General features: G+C 37.2%; 19 protein-coding genes. 10 read left to right on the plus strand and 9 right to left on the minus strand.

Annotation, left to right across the window (positions count from 1 at the left end; genetic code table 11):
• Window positions 1–4: 4 nt before the first annotated feature.
• Both rimK and KRODI_RS05470 read right to left on the minus strand, forming a co-directional pair.
• Window positions 5–877 carry a 30S ribosomal protein S6--L-glutamate ligase gene (gene rimK, locus KRODI_RS05465; RefSeq protein ID WP_013750585.1) on the minus strand — a complete coding sequence of 291 codons (873 nt, stop codon included), beginning with the start codon at window positions 875–877 and terminating at the stop codon, window positions 5–7.
• Window positions 852–1,298 (minus strand): ATP-dependent zinc protease, encoded by a 447-nt coding sequence (locus KRODI_RS05470; RefSeq protein WP_013750586.1) that lies wholly within the window; start codon window positions 1,296–1,298, stop codon window positions 852–854. Before KRODI_RS05470 ends, rimK begins: the two co-directional genes overlap by 26 nt.
• Before the next feature lie 102 nt (window positions 1,299–1,400).
• Here KRODI_RS05470 and uvrC point away from each other — a divergent pair, with 102 nt between their 5' ends.
• The 3 genes from uvrC (at window position 1,401) to KRODI_RS05485 (ending at window position 6,327) form a co-directional block, all read left to right on the plus strand.
• Complete coding sequence (gene uvrC, locus KRODI_RS05475; protein WP_041295628.1) at window positions 1,401–3,197, plus strand: excinuclease ABC subunit UvrC; 1,797 nt, start codon at window positions 1,401–1,403, stop codon at window positions 3,195–3,197.
• Window positions 3,194–5,425, plus strand: coding sequence for a patatin-like phospholipase family protein (locus KRODI_RS05480; RefSeq protein WP_013750588.1), 2,232 nt, complete (start codon window positions 3,194–3,196; stop codon window positions 5,423–5,425). The genes uvrC and KRODI_RS05480 overlap by 4 nt, the downstream gene beginning before the upstream one ends.
• Before the next feature lie 131 nt (window positions 5,426–5,556).
• The gene (locus tag KRODI_RS05485; RefSeq protein ID WP_013750589.1) at window positions 5,557–6,327 is read left to right on the plus strand and encodes a hypothetical protein; all 771 of its coding nucleotides are present in this window, start codon (window positions 5,557–5,559) and stop codon (window positions 6,325–6,327) included.
• Between the two features lie 62 nt (window positions 6,328–6,389).
• Here the strand turns inward: KRODI_RS05485 and pyk are convergent, their stop codons facing one another.
• The 6 genes from pyk to KRODI_RS05515 all read right to left on the minus strand — a co-directional run bounded on the left by pyk (window position 6,390) and on the right by KRODI_RS05515 (window position 12,370).
• Window positions 6,390–7,817 carry a pyruvate kinase gene (gene pyk / locus KRODI_RS05490; protein WP_013750590.1) on the minus strand — a complete coding sequence of 476 codons (1,428 nt, stop codon included), beginning with the start codon at window positions 7,815–7,817 and terminating at the stop codon, window positions 6,390–6,392.
• Entirely contained in the window at window positions 7,817–8,293 is a 477-nt protein-coding gene (locus KRODI_RS05495; RefSeq protein WP_013750591.1) for an IPExxxVDY family protein, read from the minus strand. The genes pyk and KRODI_RS05495 overlap by 1 nt, the downstream gene beginning before the upstream one ends.
• Window positions 8,294–8,398: 105 nt before the next feature.
• The gene (locus tag KRODI_RS05500) at window positions 8,399–10,033 is read right to left on the minus strand and encodes a sensor histidine kinase (RefSeq protein ID WP_013750592.1); all 1,635 of its coding nucleotides are present in this window, start codon (window positions 10,031–10,033) and stop codon (window positions 8,399–8,401) included.
• A gap of 93 nt (window positions 10,034–10,126) precedes the next feature.
• Complete coding sequence (rnc, locus tag KRODI_RS05505; protein WP_013750593.1) at window positions 10,127–10,864, minus strand: ribonuclease III; 738 nt, start codon at window positions 10,862–10,864, stop codon at window positions 10,127–10,129.
• Between the two features lie 8 nt (window positions 10,865–10,872).
• Window positions 10,873–12,126 carry a beta-ketoacyl-ACP synthase II gene (gene fabF / locus KRODI_RS05510; protein WP_013750594.1) on the minus strand — a complete coding sequence of 418 codons (1,254 nt, stop codon included), beginning with the start codon at window positions 12,124–12,126 and terminating at the stop codon, window positions 10,873–10,875.
• A 10-nt stretch (window positions 12,127–12,136) separates the two neighbouring features.
• Window positions 12,137–12,370, minus strand: a complete 234-nt coding sequence (locus KRODI_RS05515; RefSeq protein ID WP_013750595.1) for an acyl carrier protein — start codon at window positions 12,368–12,370, stop codon at window positions 12,137–12,139.
• 177 nt (window positions 12,371–12,547) lie between these two features.
• Between KRODI_RS05515 and KRODI_RS05520 the strand changes: the two genes are divergently transcribed.
• From KRODI_RS05520 to KRODI_RS05535, 4 genes are all read left to right on the plus strand, one after another.
• Window positions 12,548–13,141 carry a phosphoribosylglycinamide formyltransferase gene (locus KRODI_RS05520; protein WP_013750596.1) on the plus strand — a complete coding sequence of 198 codons (594 nt, stop codon included), beginning with the start codon at window positions 12,548–12,550 and terminating at the stop codon, window positions 13,139–13,141.
• 228 nt (window positions 13,142–13,369) lie between these two features.
• Window positions 13,370–14,005, plus strand: coding sequence for a viroplasmin family protein (locus KRODI_RS05525; protein ID WP_013750597.1), 636 nt, complete (start codon window positions 13,370–13,372; stop codon window positions 14,003–14,005).
• Between the two features lie 208 nt (window positions 14,006–14,213).
• Complete coding sequence (locus tag KRODI_RS05530; protein WP_013750598.1) at window positions 14,214–15,146, plus strand: PfkB family carbohydrate kinase; 933 nt, start codon at window positions 14,214–14,216, stop codon at window positions 15,144–15,146.
• A gap of 42 nt (window positions 15,147–15,188) precedes the next feature.
• Entirely contained in the window at window positions 15,189–17,087 is a 1,899-nt protein-coding gene (locus KRODI_RS05535) for an amidophosphoribosyltransferase (RefSeq protein ID WP_013750599.1), read from the plus strand.
• Between the two features lie 517 nt (window positions 17,088–17,604).
• Here KRODI_RS05535 and KRODI_RS05540 read toward each other — a convergent pair.
• Window positions 17,605–18,213: a superoxide dismutase gene (locus KRODI_RS05540; protein WP_013750600.1), complete on the minus strand. Its 609-nt coding sequence runs from the start codon at window positions 18,211–18,213 to the stop codon at window positions 17,605–17,607.
• A 265-nt stretch (window positions 18,214–18,478) separates the two neighbouring features.
• Here KRODI_RS05540 and KRODI_RS05545 point away from each other — a divergent pair, with 265 nt between their 5' ends.
• The 3 genes from KRODI_RS05545 to KRODI_RS05555 all read left to right on the plus strand — a co-directional run bounded on the left by KRODI_RS05545 (window position 18,479) and on the right by KRODI_RS05555 (window position 24,370).
• Complete coding sequence (locus KRODI_RS05545) at window positions 18,479–21,619, plus strand: UvrD-helicase domain-containing protein (protein ID WP_013750601.1); 3,141 nt, start codon at window positions 18,479–18,481, stop codon at window positions 21,617–21,619.
• A 23-nt stretch (window positions 21,620–21,642) separates the two neighbouring features.
• Window positions 21,643–22,836: a glycine C-acetyltransferase gene (kbl, locus tag KRODI_RS05550; protein ID WP_013750602.1), complete on the plus strand. Its 1,194-nt coding sequence runs from the start codon at window positions 21,643–21,645 to the stop codon at window positions 22,834–22,836.
• 118 nt (window positions 22,837–22,954) lie between these two features.
• The gene (locus KRODI_RS05555) at window positions 22,955–24,370 is read left to right on the plus strand and encodes an OmpA family protein (RefSeq protein WP_013750603.1); all 1,416 of its coding nucleotides are present in this window, start codon (window positions 22,955–22,957) and stop codon (window positions 24,368–24,370) included.
• The last annotated feature ends 53 nt before the right edge of the window (window positions 24,371–24,423 follow it).

Below are 24,423 nucleotides of genomic sequence, written 5' to 3' on the forward strand. Positions count from 1 at the left end.
TCTCTTATATATTACGTTCAATATAGCGAATAATTGTTTTGGCAATATCCTTCCCTGTAGCTTTTTCAATCCCTTCTAAACCTGGAGATGAATTTACTTCTAGAATGAGTGGGCCGCGATCACTTTGCAGCATATCTACACCAGCTACTCCTAGACCCATTGCTTTTGCTGCTTTTATAGCCGCATTTTCCTCTTCGTCTGTTAAGCTTATAATTTCTGCGGTTCCTCCTCTATGCAAATTAGAACGGAACTCTCCTTCTTTACCCTGGCGCTTCATAGCCCCTACAATCTGACCATCTACTACAAATGCTCTAATGTCTGCTCCTTTTGCTTCCTTGATATATTCTTGCACAATCACTCGGGCTTCGAGTCCATTAAAGGCCTCGATTACAGACTCGGCTGCATTTTTGGTTTCGGCAAGCACTACGCCTAAACCTTGAGTTCCCTCAAGTAGTTTTATAATAAGAGGTGCTCCACCTACATGTGCAATCATCTCCTCCACATCTCGGGAGTAGTTTGTAAAAATGGTCTTAGGTAACCCTAGTTTTGATCTAGATAATACTTGTAAACTACGCAGTTTATCTCGACTTCTCACAAGTGCCTGAGAGGTTGTTGTGGTAAAAGCATCCATCATCTCAAATTGCCTCACCACTGCAGTACCATAAAACGTAATAGAAGCACCTATACGAGGTATAATTGCATCTGCTGTCTCAAGTGTGCGTCCTTTGTAAAAGACCGTAGGCTTTTTCTTTTCTATGATAAGGTCACATTTAAGAGGATCAATTACCTCAACGCTATGCCCTCTCTTTAATCCTACTTCTACAAGTCTAGATGTACTGTATAAATGCGGATTACGAGATAATATCTTTAGATTCATTGTTTTTAAGATTGTAGGATACGTTTGTAAACTCAGTATCCACGATGAATTTTTTTGTTAGAAATTTCCTTCCTATCAGAACAGGAAACCTCATATCTTCTCTTGACGAGAGCGTTAATGATATCTTATAAGTCTTACTAAAGATAGTAATACTACTCTGGACTTGATATCTATATTGAGTTTCTCCATTACTACTTCGCACGATGGCAATATCATACTCCTCAAAAATCATTTCTTGACCATTATAGAGTGGATGTTCTTCGTCAAAAAATGTGCACACTAGTTTGTTTTCCTTTTCAACAATACTGTGACAATGTATGGAAGAGGTGTAGGCACCCGTATCGATTTTAATATCAATATCGTAAAATCCTAGAACTGGAAAATCTGCTTTGTCAGTGCGACCTATAGTGCGTTTTGGCATAGTGTGGCAAGTTATAAAATATGTACTTTCTTTATAAAGATTTTAATGCGATTTTTTATGCTTTCGCGAAAGCGTAATCGGCCTCATATATTATCTTTGAGTATGCCTGCTGCTCCAATAGAACTTCAACTCAAAACACTTCCTACAAGTCCGGGAATATATCAATACTACGATAAAAACGGAAAACTGCTTTACGTAGGAAAAGCAAAGAACTTAAAAAAACGAGTACTTTCCTATTTTAATAAAACCCTAGATAACGGCCGCATAAGGACGATGGTCAAAAAGATTCACGAGATGAAGCATATCGTGGTCGAGACCGAGACAGATGCGCTTCTTCTTGAAAACAGTCTTATAAAAGAATATCAGCCACGGTACAACGTACTCCTTAAAGATGATAAAAGCTACCCGTGGATTTGTATAAAAAATGAACGCTTCCCTAGGATTTTCCCTACGCGTAGACTCATTAAAGACGGTAGCGAGTATTATGGTCCATACACGAGTATGAAAACAGTGCGCACACTACTAGACTTGATTAAAAGTTTATATAAGCTTCGCACTTGTAATTATGACCTTTCTAAGGATAAGATAGACGCTGGGAAGTATAAAGTGTGCCTTGAATATCATCTAGGCAACTGCGAAGGCCCTTGTGAAGACAAGCAGTCAGAAAAAGAATATCATGAGCACATAGAACACATACGACAGATTGTAAAAGGGGATTTTAAAGATTCTCTAGCTCGCTTTCGCGAAAAAATGAAGGAGCACGCTGCTGCCATGGAATTTGAAGATGCACAACGCATTAAAGAAAAGCTTGACATCCTTGAAGGGTACCAATCTAAAAGTACGGTGGTTAATCCTAAGATAAGCGATGTTGATGTATTCTCCATTATAAGCGATGAGGGGTATGGGTATGTAAACTTCTTACAGATATCACACGGTGCCATTATTAAGTCTCATACGCTAGAACTCAAGAAGCAACTAGACGAGACCGATAAAGAATTACTAGAACTCGGTATTATTGAGATTCAGCAACGTTTTGACCATAACTCAAAGGAAATCTATGTTCCCTTTGAAGTAGAGCTAGGTGATCAATATAAAATTACCGTGCCTAAACTAGGTGACAAAAAACGCATACTAGAACTCTCTGAACGTAATGCAAAATATTACAGGATGGAACGTTTCAAGCAAACTAAAATAGTAGATCCAGACCGCCATACTAACCGCATCATGGCACAAATGAAGGCAGACCTAAGATTAACTGAGGAGCCTAGACATATAGAATGCTTTGACAACTCAAACATACAAGGTTCAAATCCTGTAGCCGCCTGCGTGGTTTTTAAGAATGGAAAGGCTAGTAAAAGTGATTATCGTAAATTTAATATCAAGACAGTAGAAGGTCCAGATGATTTTGCGAGCATGGAAGAAGTAGTTTATAGACGTTACAAACGACTACTAGCCGAAGATCAACCACTACCTCAACTCATAATCGTAGATGGTGGTAAGGGTCAATTATCTAGTGGTGTAAAGGCACTAGATGACTTAGGCTTGCGTGGCAAAATAGCAATTATAGGTATTGCAAAACGTCTAGAAGAATTATTTTATCCTGGTGACAGTATTCCATTATATCTCGACAAAAAGAGTGAGACCCTTAAAATTATACAACAATTACGTAATGAGGCGCACCGCTTTGGCATCACCTTTCACCGTAATCAACGTAGTAATGCAGCCCTAGGAACAGAACTTGACGCTATACGTGGTATAGGTGAAAAAACAATTGTAGATTTATTAAAACATTACCGTTCTGTTTCAAAAGTAAAAGTGGCAAGCAAAAAAAGTCTCACAGAGGTAATAGGACCATCAAAAGCAGCTATCATATATAATCACTACCACGTTAAAGAATGAAGTACTTCATACTAGTTATAGCCTTAATATTAAGCTTCTCTGCATTTGCGCAAGATGCACAAAAAGAGGATGTAAAAGTAGGTCTTGTACTTAGTGGTGGTGGTGCAAAAGGCTTTGCTCACATAGGCGTTCTTAAAGTTATAGAAGAAGCTGGTGTACGCATAGATTACATTGCCGGCACTAGTATGGGTGCTATTGTAGGAGGACTCTATGCTTCAGGGTATAATGCGGCAGAGTTAGATTCTATTTTTACTTCTGTAAATTTTAATAACATCATTCAAGATAATTTACCTCGTAAGGCAAAGACCTCTTATGAGCGTGACGATGCAGAGCGATATGTAGTATCACTACCGTTTGATCACCTTAAACTATCGCTTCCTAGCTCCTTAAGTAAAGGGCAAAACACTTATAATTTACTGGCTAAAAATCTCGATCACATTTCGAATATTAATGATTTTAGTAAACTCCCGATACCCTTTTTCTGCATCGCTACAGATGTAGAAAAAGGAGAGCAAGTCATCTTGGACAAAGGTTATCTCCCTGAAGCGCTTGGCGCTAGTGGTGCATTACCTTCATTATTTAGTCCAGTACTCATAAACGGAAAACTCCTTATAGATGGAGGTGTTACAAATAACTATCCTGTAGAAGAGTTGCGCGCAAAAGGAATGGACATTATTATTGGTGTGGATGTACAAGATACACTGCGTGGTAGGTCCAATCTCAAATCTGCATCTGAGGTACTATTACAAATCAACAACTATCGCACCGCCAAAGCGATGGAGGAAAAACGCACACAAACAGATATTTACATACGACCTTCTATTGATGCTTATTCTGTGGTTTCCTTTAATGATGGTAAAGTCATTATGGGCACAGGTCGCACTAAGGCGATGGAACAGTATGATGCACTTAAGGAAGTTGCTATGAGGCAAAAACCGCTTTCGCGAAAGCGCATAAAGCCTACTCCACAAGATTCATTACAAATTGCCGCAGTAAGTATTACAGGTAATGAGCAATATACCAGAGCTTACATTCTCGGAAAATTGAAACTTAAACCACCCATAACGGTATCATATGATGACTTTTACAATGGCATTAATAACCTCACAGCCACCGAAAACTTTAACAGAATAGGTCACAGGCTGCAGAAGGTAAATGATGAGTTTGTACTTCACATTGAGCTTAAGGAATCTAGTAGCACGCAATCATTGCGCCTAGCGTTACATTATGATGACCTTTTTCGCACTGCTGCACTCATTAATTTCACAAAAAAAGGAGTGCTTTTTAAAAATGATATTGCCTCTTTAGACTTTATTCTAGGAGACAATATTAGATACGATTTTGACTACTACATTGATAAAGGTTTTTACTGGAGTGTGGGAGTAAACTCTTCTTACACCTCTTTTGAACAAGGGGTAAGCGCTCGTCTTATTGAAGATTTACGTGACATACCTCTAGATGGTATTAATAGGGTGAGCCTTAATTATCAAGACTTAACAAACAGAATTTATGTACAAACGCTACTAGCGAAGCAATTTACATTTGACATAGGTATACAGCATAAGTTTTTAGATATCGAAACAGAAACTGTTGTGTCCACTAATGAGGAAGAAACGGCTGTTATTTTTGAACGAAGTAACCTAGGAGGATTGTACTCTCAATTAAAATATGACTCTCTAGATAACAAATACTTTCCTAACTCAGGAGTTCTTTTTGATGCAGATTTTGATTTATTTCTAGCCTCATCAGATTACAACAATGATTTTACAGAGTTTGGGGTTGCAAATGCACGAATAAAGTATGCTGGAAGTATCGGTAATATATTTACTGCTACCGTTGAAGCTGCAGGAGGTTTTAAAGTAGGTGGAGCAGATAATAATTCGCTTGACTTTTTCTTAGGAGGTTATGGAGCAAAAAAAGTAAATAACATTGTTCCTTTTTTAGGATATGATTATTTAAGTATTGCTGGAGATGGCTATGTCAAAGCATTATTTGAAGTTGATTTTGAGGTTTTTCCTAAAAATCACCTCAACCTCTCAGCAAACTTTGCAAATGTAGGGTATGATATATTTGACAAGCCCGAAAATTGGTTGCCACCGGCTACCTTTTCTGGATATTCCCTAGGGTATGGCTCTGAAACGCTACTTGGACCTTTGCGACTTAAATACACCTATAGCCCAGAAGTTAAACGTAGTGAGTGGTTTATAAGTCTAGGTTACGAATTTTAAACAATTCTTAAGCAATATTTAAATAGCCCACTCGTTGTTGCGGTTTTATAGTTTTTTTAACCTTTTTGTTTTAATATTTGGCACATATCGTGGTTTCTATTGGTAAATGTTTAATCTAAAAATCATTCATCATGAAAATCAACACCATCATCCTCTCCGTAACCTTCTTTACTTTCTTTTTAAGCTGTGATTCTTCAACAGAAAATAATAGTGAACATGGTACTCAAGAAACTCTTGCCATCACAACTCCAAAAGTTCTCGCGACTCCAACTCAATTTTATGTGAACTCTTCCTCTGGTCTATCACTAAGATCAGGAACAAATCTCACCTCAAAAAAAATTCTCACACTTCCTTATGGTGCACAGGTATTCCTATTAAGTAATCCTGAGCACACAGAAATGACGGTAGATGGAATTAAAGGCGAGATGATAGAAGTAAACTATCAGGGAGCAACAGGCTTTGCTTTTAATGGATACTTAACATCGCTTGCTCCACCGCAACCAAATGAAGGTCTAGAAGCATACATAAACCGCATAAGCACTCCAGAACACCCTATTAAAGTAGTCAAGAAGGCCAATAAAAAGGGAGAGGATTATGGAATGACTACAACGCTAGTACTTCCTGCAAAAAACTGGAATGAAGCCTACCGAATATCTCAGCGTCTCTTTAATCTTCCTAAAGGGATAAATCCAGAACTTTCAAATAGAAAAGAAACAGTAACTATTATAAATGGTGAGAAAAGAGACCGCACACAAATAGATGAACTTACTATTAATGTTACTCCAAAGGGTGCAATAACAAATATCACTTACTCATATGCGTTAAGAGATTATAAGCGCACTATCATCATCAAACAATCTGCTAATGCTTTTGTGATCACAGAGGAAGAAATATCTCTATAAATCTCATTAACTAAAAATGGGTAGCCAGTGGCTACCCATTTTTTTATACATTATACGGAGAATTACACCTCAGAAACACGGAGTGTATTAACCATTCCTTTATCTAGTAATGGCATTGCTACTAGGTTGATAAGCATATCTCCTTTATCTACCAATTCTGTATTTAAAGCCATTTGTCTTATGTCTTCTACCGTCTCATCTGTACTTACAAATTTGTCATAAAACAATGCTTTTACACCCCATAATAGGTTAAGCTGTGTAAGTATGCGCTTATTTGATGTAAATACAAGAATGTGGGATGATGGTCTCCATGCTGAGATTTGAAATGCTGTGTAACCACTATTTGTTAAGGTAGTAATTGCTTTTGCATCTATCTCATCTGCCATGTGAGCCGCGTGATAACATATTGCTTTAGTAATGTAACGTTTAGTCTTAATGTGTGGTGGTGCCTGCGGAACTTTAATAAGATCTGAATCTTCTACGTTACGACATATAGAAGCCATCTTTTCAATCACCTGCACCGGGTATTGACCTACAGAAGTTTCTCCAGAAAGCATTACTGCATCTGCTCCGTCCATTACAGAGTTTGCAACGTCATTTACCTCAGCACGTGTAGGCGTAAGGCTAGAAATCATTGTTTCCATCATTTGTGTAGCAATGATTACTGGTATTCTTGCTTTTTTTGCGCGCAATACTAATTGCTTTTGCACTAACGGCACCTCATGTGCTGGAATTTCTACACCTAGATCTCCACGCGCCACCATTAAAGCATCACAATAAGCAACAATCTTATCAATATTTGCTACAGCCTCAGGTTTTTCAATTTTGGCAATGATTGGCACTTTATGGTCAGAGTGTTTCTTAATCAACTCTTGTAATTGCTGCAAGTCTTCTGCATGTCTTACAAAAGAAAGTGCCATCCAGTCCACCTTAAGTCCTAAAGCGAAAATTGCATCTTTTACGTCTTTTTTAGTGAGTGCTGGAAGTGATATGTCTGTATTAGGTAAGTTTACCCCTTTTTTAGAACGTAACGGTCCTCCTTGAATTACCGTAGCCTCAACTTCTGTTTTACCATCTGTTTCATCAACTTGAAACATCAATTTACCATCATCTAGTAAAATGCGCTCACCTGCTTTTACGTCACGAGGAAACTGCTTATAATTCATATAAACACGATCCTTTGTTCCTTCAAATTCGCTTTCTGTTGAGAAGGTAATTTTATCTCCAGGATTTACAACTACCTCTTCCTTCATTTTTCCTATACGAAGTTTTGGCCCTTGTAAATCTGCTAGGATTGATGTGTTGTATCCAGTCTCTTCGCTTAGTTCACGAATCATAGCTACGCGCTCCTTAACATCTTCATAGTCTGCATGTGAAAAGTTAATGCGGAATACATCTACTCCTGCATTCATCATGTCTAGCAATACTTGTCGCTTACTAGTTGCTGGCCCTAGCGTTGCAACTATCTTGGTTTTTTTTCTTTTCTGCATTATTCAAAAATTAAGTGTTCTTTATTTTTTAACGAGCTTACGTCTACTTCATAAGCGGTAACAATATGTGATATTTGATTGAGAATTTTTAGTGCTTTAGCTTTCGCGAAAGCGTTACCATCCTCAACCACTTTTATAAAATAATCTACTTGTGGCATCTCAGGAATAAAGTAGGTAGTCTTGAGTGTTTTCTCTGATTCAAAAAGACCTACAACAGCCTTAGCTTCTACTTCTATCTTTGTCTTATTTGATAATACATAGTAATCTACGTACTGATGCTCATCATTAAATTCAAAAAAGGGATAGCTTGCCTCTTCTTCTCGATTGCCAATAATGAGGTCTTCACGAGAACGAGATAGTCTTAATCCAAGATTCTTATTAAGTAAGTATGCCAAGTAATATGGCTCTAATGAACCATGTATAGCTATGAGCGTAAAGTCATAACCAATGGAGTCTTCCAAAAGAATTTTATACATTCCCATAACGTTTAAGCAAGTTAGAAAGATACAAAGAAGCATCCGAAGGAATACGCGAGAGGTATTAAAGTTACGTAAACGTTTTCGCTAGAAATTGTAAAGTAATTAACCTAAAGGCAATGTGAATGTAACGAGAGTTCCTTTACCATCTTCACTTTCTATAAGTATATCTCCCCTATGAGCCTTGAGATACTCATTACTTAAAACTAGTCCTAAACCTGAACCTTTCTCGTTTCTAGTGCCCACCCGACTTGTGATTTCAGTTAAGTCAAAGAGTCGTTGCTTGTCATGTTCTGGAATCCCTATTCCGTTATCTTCAATACTAAAGACAAACTTATTATCTAGCCTTGTAAGCTCAATCACTATGATATCATTATCGTGTGAAAACTTAATTGCATTAGACAGTACATTTCTAATTATGGTCGCCACCATATTTTTATCTCCTACTACTTCACCTTTAAAGCTTGACTCTAGACGTATATTGAGCCCTTTATTTTGAAGAGCGTGGTTTTGTATTTTAATTTGATCTTTTGTAATAGACATGATATCTAATGCAACAGGAGTAAATTCAACTTGATCTGTTTGAAGTTTTGACCATTTTAGAAGGTTGTCAAGTAATGAAATACTATTTCGGCTAGAGTCTTCAAGAGAGTTTATTATAGTGGTGTTTTGATTGTTATTTGCGTGTTCTACTTTTAACACATCTAAAAAGTTTATTACGGATGATAGAGGACCTCTAAGATCGTTTGCTAAAATTGAAAAAAACTTATTTTTAGTAGCTACTAACTCTGACAATCGGACCTTTTGTGAGGCAATAATTTTATTCTTACGCTCATACAAATAATACTGACTTATCAAAAAGAACATAAATCCTAATATGGCGAGATACCACAAACATGATGTAACGCCTAGCGCTAAGAAACCTTCATGAGACTTCTTATAGGCGGTGCTCAATATAAATTCTTTATTGTAAAAAGGGACTACACTAGAGATATAGGTTTCTTCTTTGACATCAAAGTTTTTAAAAAACTCTGGATCCTCATTTACAGAATATATTTTTTGTCCATTATGGGCTCTACTACGATCAAAGTAATTACCGTTACTACTTTTAAACTTAAAGACAAAATCATCTTTATTAGTATGAACATATGCTTTATCTAAAATAGGGGCAAACTCTGCAATACTAGTTATATAACCCATAGAATTACCAAGGCTGTCCAAAACACCAAAACCTAATGGAAGTCCTACTCTACCTTCTAATAAATTTGTGGGGTCTGAGGCATAGAAATTACTCTTACGCATTAAAGAGTCCATTCTCAATGTACCCTCCTTTCCTATAAATTTCGCTATTGATTTTCCTACCAAATTTGCATTAGGTACAGGCTGCATGGTAAAGTCAAAAATAAAAATATGGCTCGTATCAATATATGAGACACTAAAGGGACGTTCCATGATAAGTCCACCTAGCTGCCGTTCTATGAAGGAAGATATATCGTTCTCTGTAAAGCTCCCATTAGATATTTCAATATAACTTTTTACTCCAGAAATTAGAGTCGCATAATTGTTAAGAGCTTCTTGAAATTCCTTTGCAGCTTCTCTATTTGCTCTTTCTAAGTTAAGTGTACGAGCAGCTTCCTCTTGTTGTATTATGCGAGATGTACCCCAATAAACAGCAATTGCCGTTATGAGTGCAAGGAATGCAAAAACGAGATAGTATCTCTTTGGAAATTTTACTAACATAAGGGGTGGAGCCCTAAGACTCTAATCTTTAATCTTCTAGGGGAAAAAGATGATTAAAAAGCTAATGTAGTAAAATCAATTAATAAACTTACGTTATTGAGTTTCAATTTCTCGTTGAAAAGCATAAAAAGTGCGTTTTGAAGCTATTTCTTCTGCCTTTTTCTTACTTGTAGCACGAGCTTTTGCAACAACCTTACCATCTATAAAAAGTTTTACCCCAAAATGCTTTACAGTGTCTTGACCAGTATCTTCAAAAGTTTCAAATTTAAAGGTGCGCTTTTCTTTTTGGCACCATTCTATCAATACACTCTTGTAACTAATGATACGGCCCTCAAGCTTCTCTATATCTACATAGGGCTCTATAACACGCTTAGCTATAAACTTCTCGCAATATTTATAACCTCGATCAAGGTAAATGGCACCAACTAAAGCTTCAAAAAGATTACCATGAATATTAACCCCAAAATTATCTAGGGGAATACTTGCTCTCACATATCTCACAAGATTGAGATCTCTGCCTAGCTCATTGAGATGCTTACGACTCACCACCTTAGATCTCATTTTAGTTAAATATCCTTCATTACCACCTTGTACGGCATTAAAGAGATGTGCTGCAATAACAGACCCGAGCATTGCGTCTCCTAAAAACTCTAATCGCTCATAATTAAGAGGATTACCATCTGCTTTTTTAAGACCTAGAGAACGATGGGTAAAAGCTTTCTCATAGTACTTTATCTCTTTCGGTTTAAAGCCTATAATAGCATGCATTCGCATAAAAAAACTCCCGTCCTTTTCAGCACGAGAGTTAAATATTTTTTTAAATGCGCTCATCTATTAATTTAAGCGTCAATTTTTTTAAATAATACGCAAGCATTGTGACCTCCAAAACCAAAGGTGTTACTCATCGCTACGTTTACTTCTCTCTTTTGCGCTTTATTAAGCGTTAAGTTAAAAGAGGGATTTATATTCTCATCTACTGTAGTATGATTGATTGTAGGAGGGACAAGGCTATGTTGCATCGCAAGGATGGCAGCAATAGACTCTACAGCTCCTGCAGCACCTAGAAGGTGTCCAGTCATAGACTTAGTAGAATTAATATTTATTTCTTTTGCATGGTCACCAAAAACTTTTTTGATAGCCTTTAGCTCTGCTACATCCCCTAGAGGAGTAGATGTTCCGTGCGTGTTGATGTGATCTACATCTTCAGGGTTAAGTCCCGCGTCACGTAAACAATTAAGCATTACACGCTCTACACCTATACCATCTGGATGAGGTGCTGTCATGTGATAAGCATCACTAGACATACCGCCACCTAGAACCTCGGCATAAATTTTGGCGCCACGCGCCTTAGCATGTTCATACTCTTCTAAGATTAATGCACCACTACCTTCTCCTAATACAAAACCATCTCTAGTTGCGTCAAAGGGTCTTGAAGCCGTTTCAAAATCGTCATTTCTAGTTGACAACGCATGCATTGCATTAAAACCACCCATACCAGCTTGCGTTACCGCAGCCTCAGATCCTCCCGTAACAATAATATCACATTGCCCTAAACGTAAATAGTTAAAGGCATCTATCATTGCATTTGCAGAAGAAGCACAAGCAGAAACCGTCGTATAGTTAGGTCCCATAAAGCCATGCTTGATAGAGATATTACCAGGGGCAATATCTGCAATCATCTTAGGTATAAAGAAAGGATTAAATCTAGGAGTGCCATCTCCAGCACCAAAGTTAAGGACTTCATTCTGGAATGTTTCCAAACCACCTATACCGGCTCCCCATATAACCCCAACCCTAAATTTATCAACAGAGTCAAGATCAATGCCCGCATCACTGATAGCTTCATCTGAAGCTACCAGTGCATACTGAGCAAATCTATCGAGCTTTCGAGCTTCTTTCCTATCAAAGAAGTCGAGAGCGTCAAAGTTTTTAAGTTCACAAGCAAACTTCGTTTTAAACTTTTCTGCATCAAAATAGGTGATGGGCGCGCACCCGCTTTTCCCTGTAGAAAGTCCTTCCCAGTATTCCTGAATATTATTTCCTATCGGGGTAAGTGCACCAAGTCCGGTAACTACTACTCGCTTTAACTCCATAAATAAAGACTTATTTTGCCTCTTCTATATAAGATACTGCTTGACCTACTGTCGCAATATTTTCTGCTTGATCGTCTGGAATTTGGATATCAAATTCTTTTTCAAACTCCATAATGAGTTCCACTGTGTCTAGTGAATCAGCGCCTAGGTCGTTTGTGAAGCTCGCTTCCGTTACAACTTCGTTTTCGTCTACTCCTAATTTGTCTACGATAATCGCTTTTACTCTTGATGCAATGTCTGACATAATTTTCTAATTTAAATTTTTATTTAAGTCGCAAAAATAACAAACTTTACCGTTAAACAAGTTTGCAACTCAAAAATGTGAAGGTAATTTACGGAAATATAAAATAAGTTCCTTTCCATAACCTTCAAATAGTTACTAATATTTCTTTATTTCGCACCCACAACAGCAACAAGAAAAATGAAACGAATTGTGATTTTTGCCTCGGGTAACGGTACAAATGCCCAGCGTATTATAGAGTTTTTCCAGGATCGTACGGATGCACAAGTCGTGCAAGTTCTTAGTAACAATCCGCGTGCCAAAGTACTTCAAAGAGCCTCAGCCCTTGATGTTGCTGCGTTTAGTTTTAACAGAAAAGCGTTCTATAAAGGTGATGATGTACTCCATCTTCTTAAGGCTACACAACCAGATGTCATCATTTTGGCAGGTTTTTTATGGCTATTTCCAGAAAAAATAATTTCGGCGTTTCCAGATAAGGTCATAAATATACACCCAGCATTGCTCCCAGATTTTGGAGGAAAAGGCATGTACGGCATGAATGTGCATAAGGCTGTTTACGCTTTCGCGAAAGCGCAACACGATAAAAATCCTTCTCAAAAGATATATACAGGCATCACCATTCATAAAGTAACGCCAGAATATGACAAAGGAGATTTCTTATTTCAAGCCAAAGTTGAAGTAAGCCAAGAAGACACCCCAGAAGCAATTGCCGAAAAAATACACCAACTAGAATACACTCATTTTCCAGAGGTGATTGCTGAGTTTTTATCATAATAGGATGAGAAAGCTGTTTTTCTTAGGACAAATTATAGTAATACATCTGTGGTTTATATTTTCTACGTATACTCTATTTACTGAAGAAAAACAAACATATCTAGGGGTTGAAGAAAACAAAGGTTTCAGTACTAATGAATATGTTTTCTATGTGTCACTATTAATATTAGTATTTTACTACTTATTCATTTTCCTAAGGAAATATCGAAGCACTAAGAATTAAAACAAATGGCAAAAACAAAAAAATTCTATGTAGTCTGGGAAGGTAAAAAACCTGGTATCTATGATTCTTGGAAGGAATGCAAGAAGATGATAGATGGTTATGCCGGTGCAAAGTACAAGAGTTTTGAAACCTTTGCCAAAGCAAAAAACGCATATAACGGAGACTATAACGACTTTAAAGGCTCCTCAAAAAAGAAAAAAGTACTCTCCGCCGAAGAAAAAGCCAAATATGGCTTCCCCAACCTCTACTCTATTGCTGTAGATGCCGCAAGTTCTGGTAATCCAGGCATCATGGAATATCGCGGGGTAGATACTCAAACGGTAAAACAACTCTTCCACCAAGGGCCTTTTAAGCAAGGAACTAACAATATAGGAGAGTTTCTCGCACTCGTGCACGGTCTAGCTTATTTAAAAAAAATAGGTAGTGACCGTCTTATTTATAGTGACTCTCGAATAGCAATAGGCTGGGTAAAAAAGAAACATTGCAAGACCAACCTCAAGCAAAGCCCAAAAAATAAAGATGTATTTGAACTGATAGCGCGCGCAGAGCAGTGGCTTAAAAAAAATACCTACATCACTACGATTGTGAAGTGGGAAACCAAAGCCTGGGGCGAAATCCCAGCAGATTTTGGGAGGAAATAAGTGTCAGTCTAAAAACGGAAAAAAAGAGAATTTACACAATAGCAATTTCGGCTTTCCTTACAATGCTAGTCATCAAAAACTGGGATGCTATAAAAAGTTTTATTGCTAATTTATTTACGTAGTTGAAATTACATTTTTTCGCGAAAGCGGTCTCCTTAAAGTTGAGTTGTCAAACATTCAAAACCGTATATTTGCACAAAAATTATAGATGAGTAAATTGGTTATTGTTGGTTCTTGTGCATTTGATGCAATAGAGACACCTTTTGGAAAAACAGATAAAATTATTGGAGGAGCTTCTCCTTATATAGGACTTGCTGCGGCACAGTTTGATAATGTTGATCCAGCCATTGTTGCCGTTGTAGGTGACGACTTCCCTCAAGAGTATCTTGATTTTCTTGCAGAAAGAGGAATTAATACAGACGGAATAGAAATAGTAAAAGGTGGTAAAACATTTTTCTGGAGTGGTAAGTATCACAATGATATGAACTCTAGAGATACACTTGCTACAGAACTTAATGTACTAGCAGATTTTTCTCCTAAGGTTCCTGCTTCACATAAGGAAGCACCTATTGTAATGCTAGGTAACTTACAACCGCAAGTACAACTTAGTGTCATAGAGCAAATGGATGTAAAACCTAGGCTTGTAATACTAGACACAATGAATTTCTGGATGGACATCGCGCTAGATGAGCTTAAGACTACGCTCAAAAAAGTAGATGTTATCACTATAAATGATGAGGAAGCACGCCAGTTAAGTGGTGAGTATTCACTTGTAACTGCTGCTAAGAAAATCCACGAGATGGGACCTAAGTATGTAGTGATAAAGAAAGGAGAACACGGAGCTCTTATTTTTGAAGGAGATAATATGTTTTTTGCCCCTGCATTACCACTTGCAGATGTTTTTGACCCTACGGGAGCTGGAGACACCTTCGCTGGAGGATTTGCTGGCTATATAGCTCAAGCAGGAGACACTTCATTTGAAACGATGAAAACGGCTCTTATTTATGGCTCTTGCCTTGCCTCCTTTACGGTAGAAAAATTTGGAACAGAGCGTTTACAATCTGTGACGCCAGAAGAAATAAAAGAGAGACTGCATCAGTTTAAAAACCTTGTGCAATTTGACATAAACATAAACAACTAAACCCTGCGCTCCATTTTTGGAGCGCTTTTGTTTTTACAAGCTATGAGTGACGCTATCAAGCATGAATGTGGTATTGCAGTTATAAGACTAAAAAAACCACTTGAATTTTACAAAGAGAAATATGGTACTGCTTTTTACGGGGTAAATAAGATGTACTTAATGATGGAAAAGCAGCACAATCGTGGTCAGGATGGTGCAGGTTTTGCTAGTATAAAACTAGATGTCGCTCCAGGGCAACGATACATATCTAGACAGCGATCTACAGCACAACAACCTATACAAGATATTTTTGCAGAAATTAATGGTCGTATAAACGAGCTTATGACTGCAAATCCTAATAAGAAGGATGATGTAGCCTGGCAGAAGAGTAATGTTCCTTACATAGGAGAGTTGTTACTAGGTCACGTACGTTATGGAACCTTCGGGAAAAATAGTGTAGAGAGTGTACACCCATTTTTACGCCAGAATAACTGGATGCACCGTAACCTCATCGTTGCAGGTAACTTTAATATGACTAATGTAAATCAGCTTTTTGATAAGTTGGTTTCTTTAGGGCAGCATCCAAAAGAGCAGGCAGACACCATTACAGTAATGGAAAAGATAGGCCATTTTCTGGATGATGAAGTTGGAAAACTTTACAAGAAGTTAAAAAAGGAAGGATTTAATAAACAACAAGCTTCTCCTCAAATAGCAGAAAGACTTAAAGTAGGTAAAATACTTAGAAGAGCCTCAAAAGATTGGGATGGTGGTTATGCAATGGCTGGACTTTTAGGTCATGGTGATGCTTTTGTTTTAAGAGATCCTGCGGGAATAAGACCTGCATATTATTTTGAAAACGATGAAGTAGCTGTAGTAGCTAGTGAGCGTCCTGTGATACAGACAGCGTTTAACGTGCCTTTTGATGAAGTAAAGGAATTAGATCCAGGGGCTGCCGTAATCATTAAAAAGAATGGCACACTTACCATACAGCAAATTATAGAGCCATTAGAACGTAAGGCATGTTCTTTTGAGCGTATTTACTTCTCTAGAGGTTCTGATGCAGAAATCTATAAGGAGCGCAAGATGCTTGGACGTTTATTAATGCCTCGAGTACTTGAAAGCATTAATCACGACACCAAGAACTCTGTGTTCTCCTTTATTCCTAATACCGCCGAGACCTCTTTTTACGGTCTTGTAGAGGCTGCACAAGACGAACTTAATAAGCAAAAAGGACAAAAGATTCTTGCTGCCAAGGGAAATCTAAATGAAAGCGAACTAACAGAGATTCTCTCACAGCGCTTACGCACAGAGAAAATCGCTATAAAAGACGCTAAGCTTCGTACGTTTATTACAGAAGATAGTAGTCGTGACGACCTAGTAGCGCACGTTTATGATGTGACCTACGGTGTTATTAAGCCAGAAGACAAGCTTGTAATTATAGACGATAGTATTGTACGCGGTACGACTCTTAAAAAGAGTATCATCAAGATGATGGCTCGTTTAAATCCTGCTAAAATTATTGTTGTTTCCAGCGCTCCTCAAATACGATATCCAGATTGCTACGGTATCGATATGGCGCGACTAGAAGATTTCATTGCTTTTAGAGCCGTAATTGCTTTACTTAAAGAGAATAATAAGGAGCATCTTATCAAGGATGTCTATGATAAGTGTAAGGCACAAGTAGATCTAGATGACAAGGAAGTAAAGAACCACGTTAAAGAAATCTATGCTCCTTTTGAGCAAAGAGAAGTGTCTAAAAAAATTGCAGAATTACTTACGGATAGCTCGGTAAAAACAGAAGTAGATATCATCTATCAAACGGTAGAAAACTTGCATAAAGCGTGTCCTGATAATCTTGGAGATTGGTACTTTACTGGAGACTATCCTACGGCTGGAGGTAACCGCGTTGTAAACAAAGCATTCATTAATTATGTAGAAGGAAATAAAGAGAGAGCCTACTAAAAAATGTGCTTTTCGTCTTAAAGATATCACAATTTGAATATTAATTGTGTATTTGGTCTAAAAATAATGCCTTTGGTCTAAAACATACTGCCATTTAGTAAAACCCTCTTATATTAGCATTGCCATAGCATAAGTAGGTTAAGTTCATGGTAGATTTGGGGCAAAAAAAGGTGGATCTTTCCACCTTTTTTTATGCCTAATATTTACGGGTTTTATGATCTCATTAATTAGACTTTAATTAGGATCAATATTATAATTTAAATCTGATTGAAAAAATTTAGTCCTTCTCGACAAATTGTATCTTCTTGTTAATGAGCTTTAGAAACCAATTGAGTAGCGCTCAGGGTATTTTTTATTTAATACAAGATATATTCATTTTGATATTAGGATTTCACATCTTTAGAAATGAATAAGAAAGTTTGTACAAGAATTTATAGAAAGAAATTACTTACAATTTTATTGCATGAAAAAGCCCACTCGAAAAGTGGGCTTTGATAACTATAACAAGTATTATTACTTATTTATTCTGAGCGTATAATGCAGACACTTTTTCCCAGTTAATCACATTAAAAAATGCGTTTACATAATCTGGACGTCTGTTTTGATAGTTTAGGTAGTATGCATGTTCCCATACATCAAGACCCAAGATTGGAAAACCTCCGCACCCTACTTTAGGCATAAGTGGGTTATCTTGATTAGGAGTTGAGCATACCTCAACTTTACCACCTTCGTGTACACAAAGCCAAGCCCATCCTGAACCAAATTGTCCTCCTGCTGCAGATGAGAATTTATCTTTAAAAGATTCAAAGTTTCCGTAGGCAGCATTTATTGCCTCAGCTAGTTCTCCCGTAGGTTCTCCTCCACCGTCTGGAGACATTACTTCCCAAAAAAGTCTGTGGTTGTAAAAACCTCCACCGTTGTTACGCACAGCAGTGTTAGACATATCTAAGTTTATAAGTATATTTTCTATCGTTTTTCCGCTAAGGTCAGTTCCTTCGATAGCAGTATTAAGTTTTGAAGTATAACCAGCGTGATGTTTCCCGTGGTGTATCTCCATTGTTTTTGTGTCTATATTAGGCTCTAGTGCGTCCTTGGCATATGGTAATTCTGGTAACGTAAATGACATTTCTTTTTCGTTTTTGGTTAAACTTCTTTTTAGATTTTAACAAAGTTACGCAAAGTAAGCTACTCTTTATGTTATAGATTTCTTATAAAAACTAGGTTTTGCTTTCGCGAAAGCAAAAAATGTATCTATTTATTCTTCGTGATAGTCGGTAGAAATAGTTGTTCTAAACTTAATTCAGTCATTTGTAAAATCTATTAGATGATGAAAAGATTATTAAGAAAATAACAATACCCTCTTTGTAAGTGGCTTTTCCTATCTTAGTACTATGACCGAAACAAATACGTTTATCGTACTTAATGCTTCTGCGGGATCTGGAAAAACATACAGTCTCGTAAAGCAATATATTACTACACTTCTCAAGAGCAATGATGCTAATAAGTTTAGACATCTTCTTGCTATAACCTTTACAAATAAGGCGGTAGCCGAAATGAAAAATCGTGTGCTAGACACGCTCAAGAATATAGGTCATTATGAGCCTGGCAATAAAAAACCAGATATGATAGACGATTTAGTTTCATCTAGTGGATTATCTGAGGATGTAGTCATAAAGAAGGCTAAAGAAATACTCAATCGCATACTACATAATTATGCTGCCTTTGACATTGTAACAATAGATACGCTTACACATAGAATCATCCGCACTTTTGCAAAAGATCTAAATATCTCTAGTAGTTTTGAGGTTTCTCTGGATCAAAAGACACTCAATGCTCAAGCAGTAGATGCCCTCATTGCAAAGGTGGGTATAGATGATGAGATTACTAAAGTTCTAATAAATTTTGCTTTGGAAAAAGCAGATGATGATAAGAGCTGGGACGTTGCTCGAGATTTACTCGAAATAGCAAATTTATTACACAATGAAAACGATCTTAAGGCGCTAGAGCTTATAAAAGACAAGTCTCTTACAGATTTTGACACATTAACGAGCTATTTGCAAGCTCAGATTAAGTCACTTTCCTCTGCACAAAAACAGCTAGGAGAGGATCTTATAGCATTGATTCATGAACTCGGATTAGATCAAAAAAGCTTTGCAAGTGGATATTTTTATAAATTCATGCTCCAAGTTGCAAACGGGGTACAGGGACTTCCATATACAGGATCAGCTTATAAAGATAATATTACGTCTTACACCTTTTATACAAAGACTCAAAAAGACCATATCAAAGCTACCATAGATGGTCATCGGGATCATTTTATAGCAACGTTTTTGAAGCTTAAGGAGCTTGCTTCTAAGCAGAATATGTTAGAATCTTTTAGATCTAAGATTATCCCACTTTCTGTATTACACTTGATTAAAAAAGAGCTAGAGCTTATCAAAGAAGATGAAAATGTGTTACTCATCTCAGATTTTAATGCGCTTATAGCGCAGTCGCTCAAAGATCAGCCTGCAGCTTTTTTATATGAAAGACTTGGTGAGCGGTACACAAATTATTTTATAGATGAGTTTCAAGATACATCGGTAATGCAATGGGACAATTTAATCCCGCTTATAGATAACACCATAAGTAGCCAGGCAGAAGATACTGTGGCAAATTCTTTGTTACTTGTAGGAGATCCCAAACAAGCAATCTATAGGTGGAGGGGTGGAGAAGCAGAGCAATTTATAGCGTTGAGTAATCAAATAAACCCCTTTTCAACCCCAGCAACTATAGACCGCCTAGAGACTAACTATAGAAGTAGCGCCGAAATTATAGACTTTAATAATCAGTTTTTTACACATCTCTCGAATCATTTTAACAACGAGTTATATCGCGAAATTTATTATAAAGACAACTCACAACAAACTAATAGCAACACAGGCGGCTTTGTCTCTCTTGAGTTTTTAGAATATGATAATAAAGAAGAAGCAAATGAAATATATCCTGCGCGCATTATTGAAATTATAAATGAAGCTACTAGCCAAGGCTACTTACATAGTGACATTTGTATACTTACGAGAAATAATATAGATGGCTCATTAATAGCAACTGCCTTACAAGAGGCAAATGTAGAAGTTGTGTCTTCTGAGAGCTTGCTAATCTCAAACTCTAGCACAGTACAATTTATTCATGCATTTGCAACAATGCTCTCCTACCCTAGTCAAATAGAAAATAGATTGCCTGTACTTTACTTTTTGACGACTTACTTTAATGTGGAAGACACGCACTCATTTTATAGTATTAATACCTCATGTACATTTTTAGAATTCATTGAGCATTTACAGCGATTTGATGTTTTTGTGCACATTGACTACATGCAAACGCTACCTCTCTATGAATATCTGGAATCGATAATAAGATCTTTTAACCTCACAGCAATTTCTGATGCTTACGTAGTGGCTTATCTTGATCTTGCTTATAGTTACTCACAAAGTAAAAGCGGTGGCATCCTTGGTTTTATCGACTATTGGGAAGAAAAAAAGGAGAAATCTAGTATTGTTGCTCCAGAACAGGACAGTGCGGTACAGACTATGACCATCCATAAGTCTAAAGGATTAGAATTTCCTATTGTTATCTACCCATATGCAAGTTCAGATTTATATAGAGTACGAGGAGAACACCAATGGTATCCCATAGATGATCTAGCTTTTGGAGGATTTAAAACGTTGATGGTTCCCCATAATAGTGCTCTTAAAGATTTCGGTGAAGCTGGTAAAATGCTATATGAGACTAGAAATAATGAGCAGCAATTTGACACCATTAATGTCTTGTACGTTGCACTCACAAGAGCCGCAGAACGATTATATGTGTTGTCACGCTTTCGCGAAAGCAAAGAAAAAGTAAATACCTACAGTGATTTGTTTATAGATTATCTTAAAACAAATAATTTATGGAATGAAGATCAACATACCTATACTTTTGGTAAAGAAACACCTGCAAAGAAAGAAGACAACAAGACAGATTACAACTCATTTGTTCCTTCCTTCATCTCTACCTCAAAAGAAGAATTGGGCATTCAGATCATCACTCAGGCTACTTTTTTATGGGATGAACAAAAACAAAATGCTATTACCTATGGTAATCTCATCCATGAGCTAATGGCTCAGATTAATAGTTACACAGACGTCCAGCATGTACTAGAAAATGCCGTAAAGCAAGGTATTGTCCCAGAAGAAGGATATGAAACCATCAATAATGTTCTTCGCAGTATTACGAGCAATCAACGACTAGCAGATTATTATCAAGATCAAAATACGGTTTACAACGAGCGAATGATTTTATCTAGTGATGGTTCATTTTATATACCAGATAGAGTGGTTGTATTGCCTAATGGTGATACCACAATTATAGATTACAAAACAGGAATGCACAATCCATCACACAGTAAACAGATTTCTATGTATGCAAAGCTATATGAAGAAATGGGTTTTAAAGTAGCTAATAAATTTCTAGTATATATAGATGCCACTGTAGATGTAATATCTGTTTAATACCTTTGTAAAAAATCAAACACATGTACGGTAATATTCAACAATATTTACAAAAAGAACTTGCTGAAATCAAAGAAGCAGGGCTATATAAAAAAGAACGTATCATCACATCTGCACAAGATGCTGTGATTACTATTTCTACAGGAGAAAAGGTTATTAACTTTTGTGCAAATAATTACTTAGGACTTTCTTCACATCCAGAGGTAATACAAGCGGCTAAAGACACTATGGATACGCATGGCTTTGGTATGAGTTCTGTGCGCTTTATTTGTGGTACTCAAGATATACATAAAGAACTAGAACAGCGCATTGCTAAATTCTATGGTACAGAAGATACCATTTTATACGCCGCCGCTTTTGATGCAAATGGTGGGGTTTTTGAACCACTACTAGGCGCAGAAGATGCTATAATCTCTGACTCTCTTAACCACGCGTCTATTATTGACGGTGTGAGGCTCTGTAAAGCTGCAAGATATCGTTATGCAAATAATGATATGGCAGACCTAGAAGAGCAACTTAAAAAAGCAAATGAAAACGGTGCTCGTCATAAAATTATTGTGACAGATGGTGTATTCTCAATGGACGGACTGGTTGCTCCATTAGATCAAATTTGTGATCTGGCAGATAAATATGATGCACTAGTAATGATAGATGAGTGTCACGCAACTGGGTTTATAGGTGATCGTGGTATAGGAACTCTTGAAGAAAAAGGTGTTTTAGGGAGAGTAGATATCATCACCGGAACATTAGGAAAAGCACTCGGAGGTGCAATGGGTGGATATACTACGGCAAAGAAAGAGGTAATCGAGATACTGCGCCAGCGTAGCCGTCCTTATTTATTCTCAAACTCTCTAGCCCCTGCTATCGTAGGCGCTTCTATCAAAGTGTTTGACATGCTAGAAAAAGACACCTCTCTGAGAGATAAGCTTGCTCATAATACTGCATATTTCAAAAAAGGAATGCAAGACGCTGGATTTGATATAATAGATGGTGAGTCGGCTATTGTGCCTGTTATGCTTTATGATGCGCAGCTATCTCAAAATATGGCAGATGCATTATTAGAAGAAGGAATTTATGTAATAGGTTTTTTCTTCCCTGTTGTTCCTAAAGGTAAAGCTAGAATAAGAGTACAACTAAGTGCTGCACATACTATTGAACATTTAGATACTGCTATCAACGCATTTACTAAGGTTGGGAAAGCTTTAAAAGTGGTTTAATCTAGCCTTAGCCCTTGTAAATAAGGGGCATTAGGAAAATTTTAGTACATTTACCTTTGTTGATTAATTTTAACAACTTACTTTTGACATCAATTAACACTTAATTTAATACTAAACAATGAAACATCTTAGCAGATTTTTAGTTGCAGCGCTTATGATTCTAGCTGTAGGATCATCAGTAAATGCACAAGACGCAAACAACCCTTGGGGCTTCTCTATTGGAGTTAACGCCATCGATACGTATCCAGTAGGAGATGCACTTGATGGAGTTCCTGGTGCAGGAGAAACAAGAGGAAACCTTTTTGAAGAATTTTATAATGTAGAAGATCACTGGAGCATTCTTCCATCGGTTTCATACATTAATGTATCTCGTTACTTAGGAGATGGATTCGTATTTGGCGTTTCTGGTTCTATTAACAGAATTGAAAAACTAGGTGATTCAAGACCTAGAAATGAATTACAGTATTACGGTGCAGATGGAGATTTTTCTTATAGTTTAAGAGATCTTATCAACGGTGAAGGTGGATGGTTTGATCCTAGTATTTCAGTTGGTGCTGGTTATACTTGGGTTGAAAGTACGCTTGATGGAGATCTTGATGGTTTCGGTACAGCAAATGCTGCAGCGGGTGTAAAAATCTGGTTAGGAGAAAACATCAACGTTGGTGTTCAATCTAAATATAAGCATGCTTTTGAAGACGAAGGAATTAAGCACTTCCAACATGTTGCAGCTATAGGTATTGTTTTCGGAGGAAAAGATACTGACGGTGATGGTATATATGATAAAGAAGACGCTTGTCCTGAAGTTGCAGGTTTGCCTGAATTTAACGGTTGTCCTGATTCTGACGGAGATGGTATCGAAGATTCTAAAGATGCTTGTCCTACTGTTGCTGGTCTAGCTGAGTTTGATGGTTGTCCTGATACTGACGGAGACGGAATCCCTGATCCTAAGGATGCATGTCCAACTGTTGCTGGAGTAGCTGCTTTAGGTGGTTGTCCTGATGCTGATGGTGACGGAATCAAAGATGCTGATGATGCTTGTCCTAATGAAGCTGGACCACGTTCAAACAACGGGTGTCCTTTTGAAGATAAAGATGGTGACGGTGTTCTTGACAAAGATGACGAATGTCCAGATGTTGCAGGAACTGTAGCAAATAATGGATGTCCTGAAGTATCTGTTGAAGTTCTTAACGAACTAAACTTAGAAACTAAAAAGGTACTTTTTGATTACAATAAAGCATCTATAAGAACTGAATCTTATGCAACTCTTGATAAAGTAGCATCAGTAATGATGGAATACCCAACAACTCGTTTCCTTATTGAAGGTCACACTGATGATAGAGGTCGTGATGCTTATAACTTAGATCTTTCTGATCAAAGAGCAGCTTCAGTAAGAAGTTACTTAACAGGAAAAGGAATCCCAGCTGCTCGTTTAGAGTCTAAAGGATTTGGTGAGGCTAGACCAGTTGCTTCAAATAAAACTGCTGCAGGACGTCAAGAAAACAGACGTGTTGAGCTTTCTATTCTTGAGCAATAGAAAATAAGATTTTTATAATCTTAAAAATGCCTCGCAATTGCGAGGCATTTTTT

Origin of the sequence: Dokdonia sp. 4H-3-7-5 (assembly GCF_000212355.1) — a bacterium.
Lineage (GTDB): Bacteria > Bacteroidota > Bacteroidia > Flavobacteriales > Flavobacteriaceae > Dokdonia.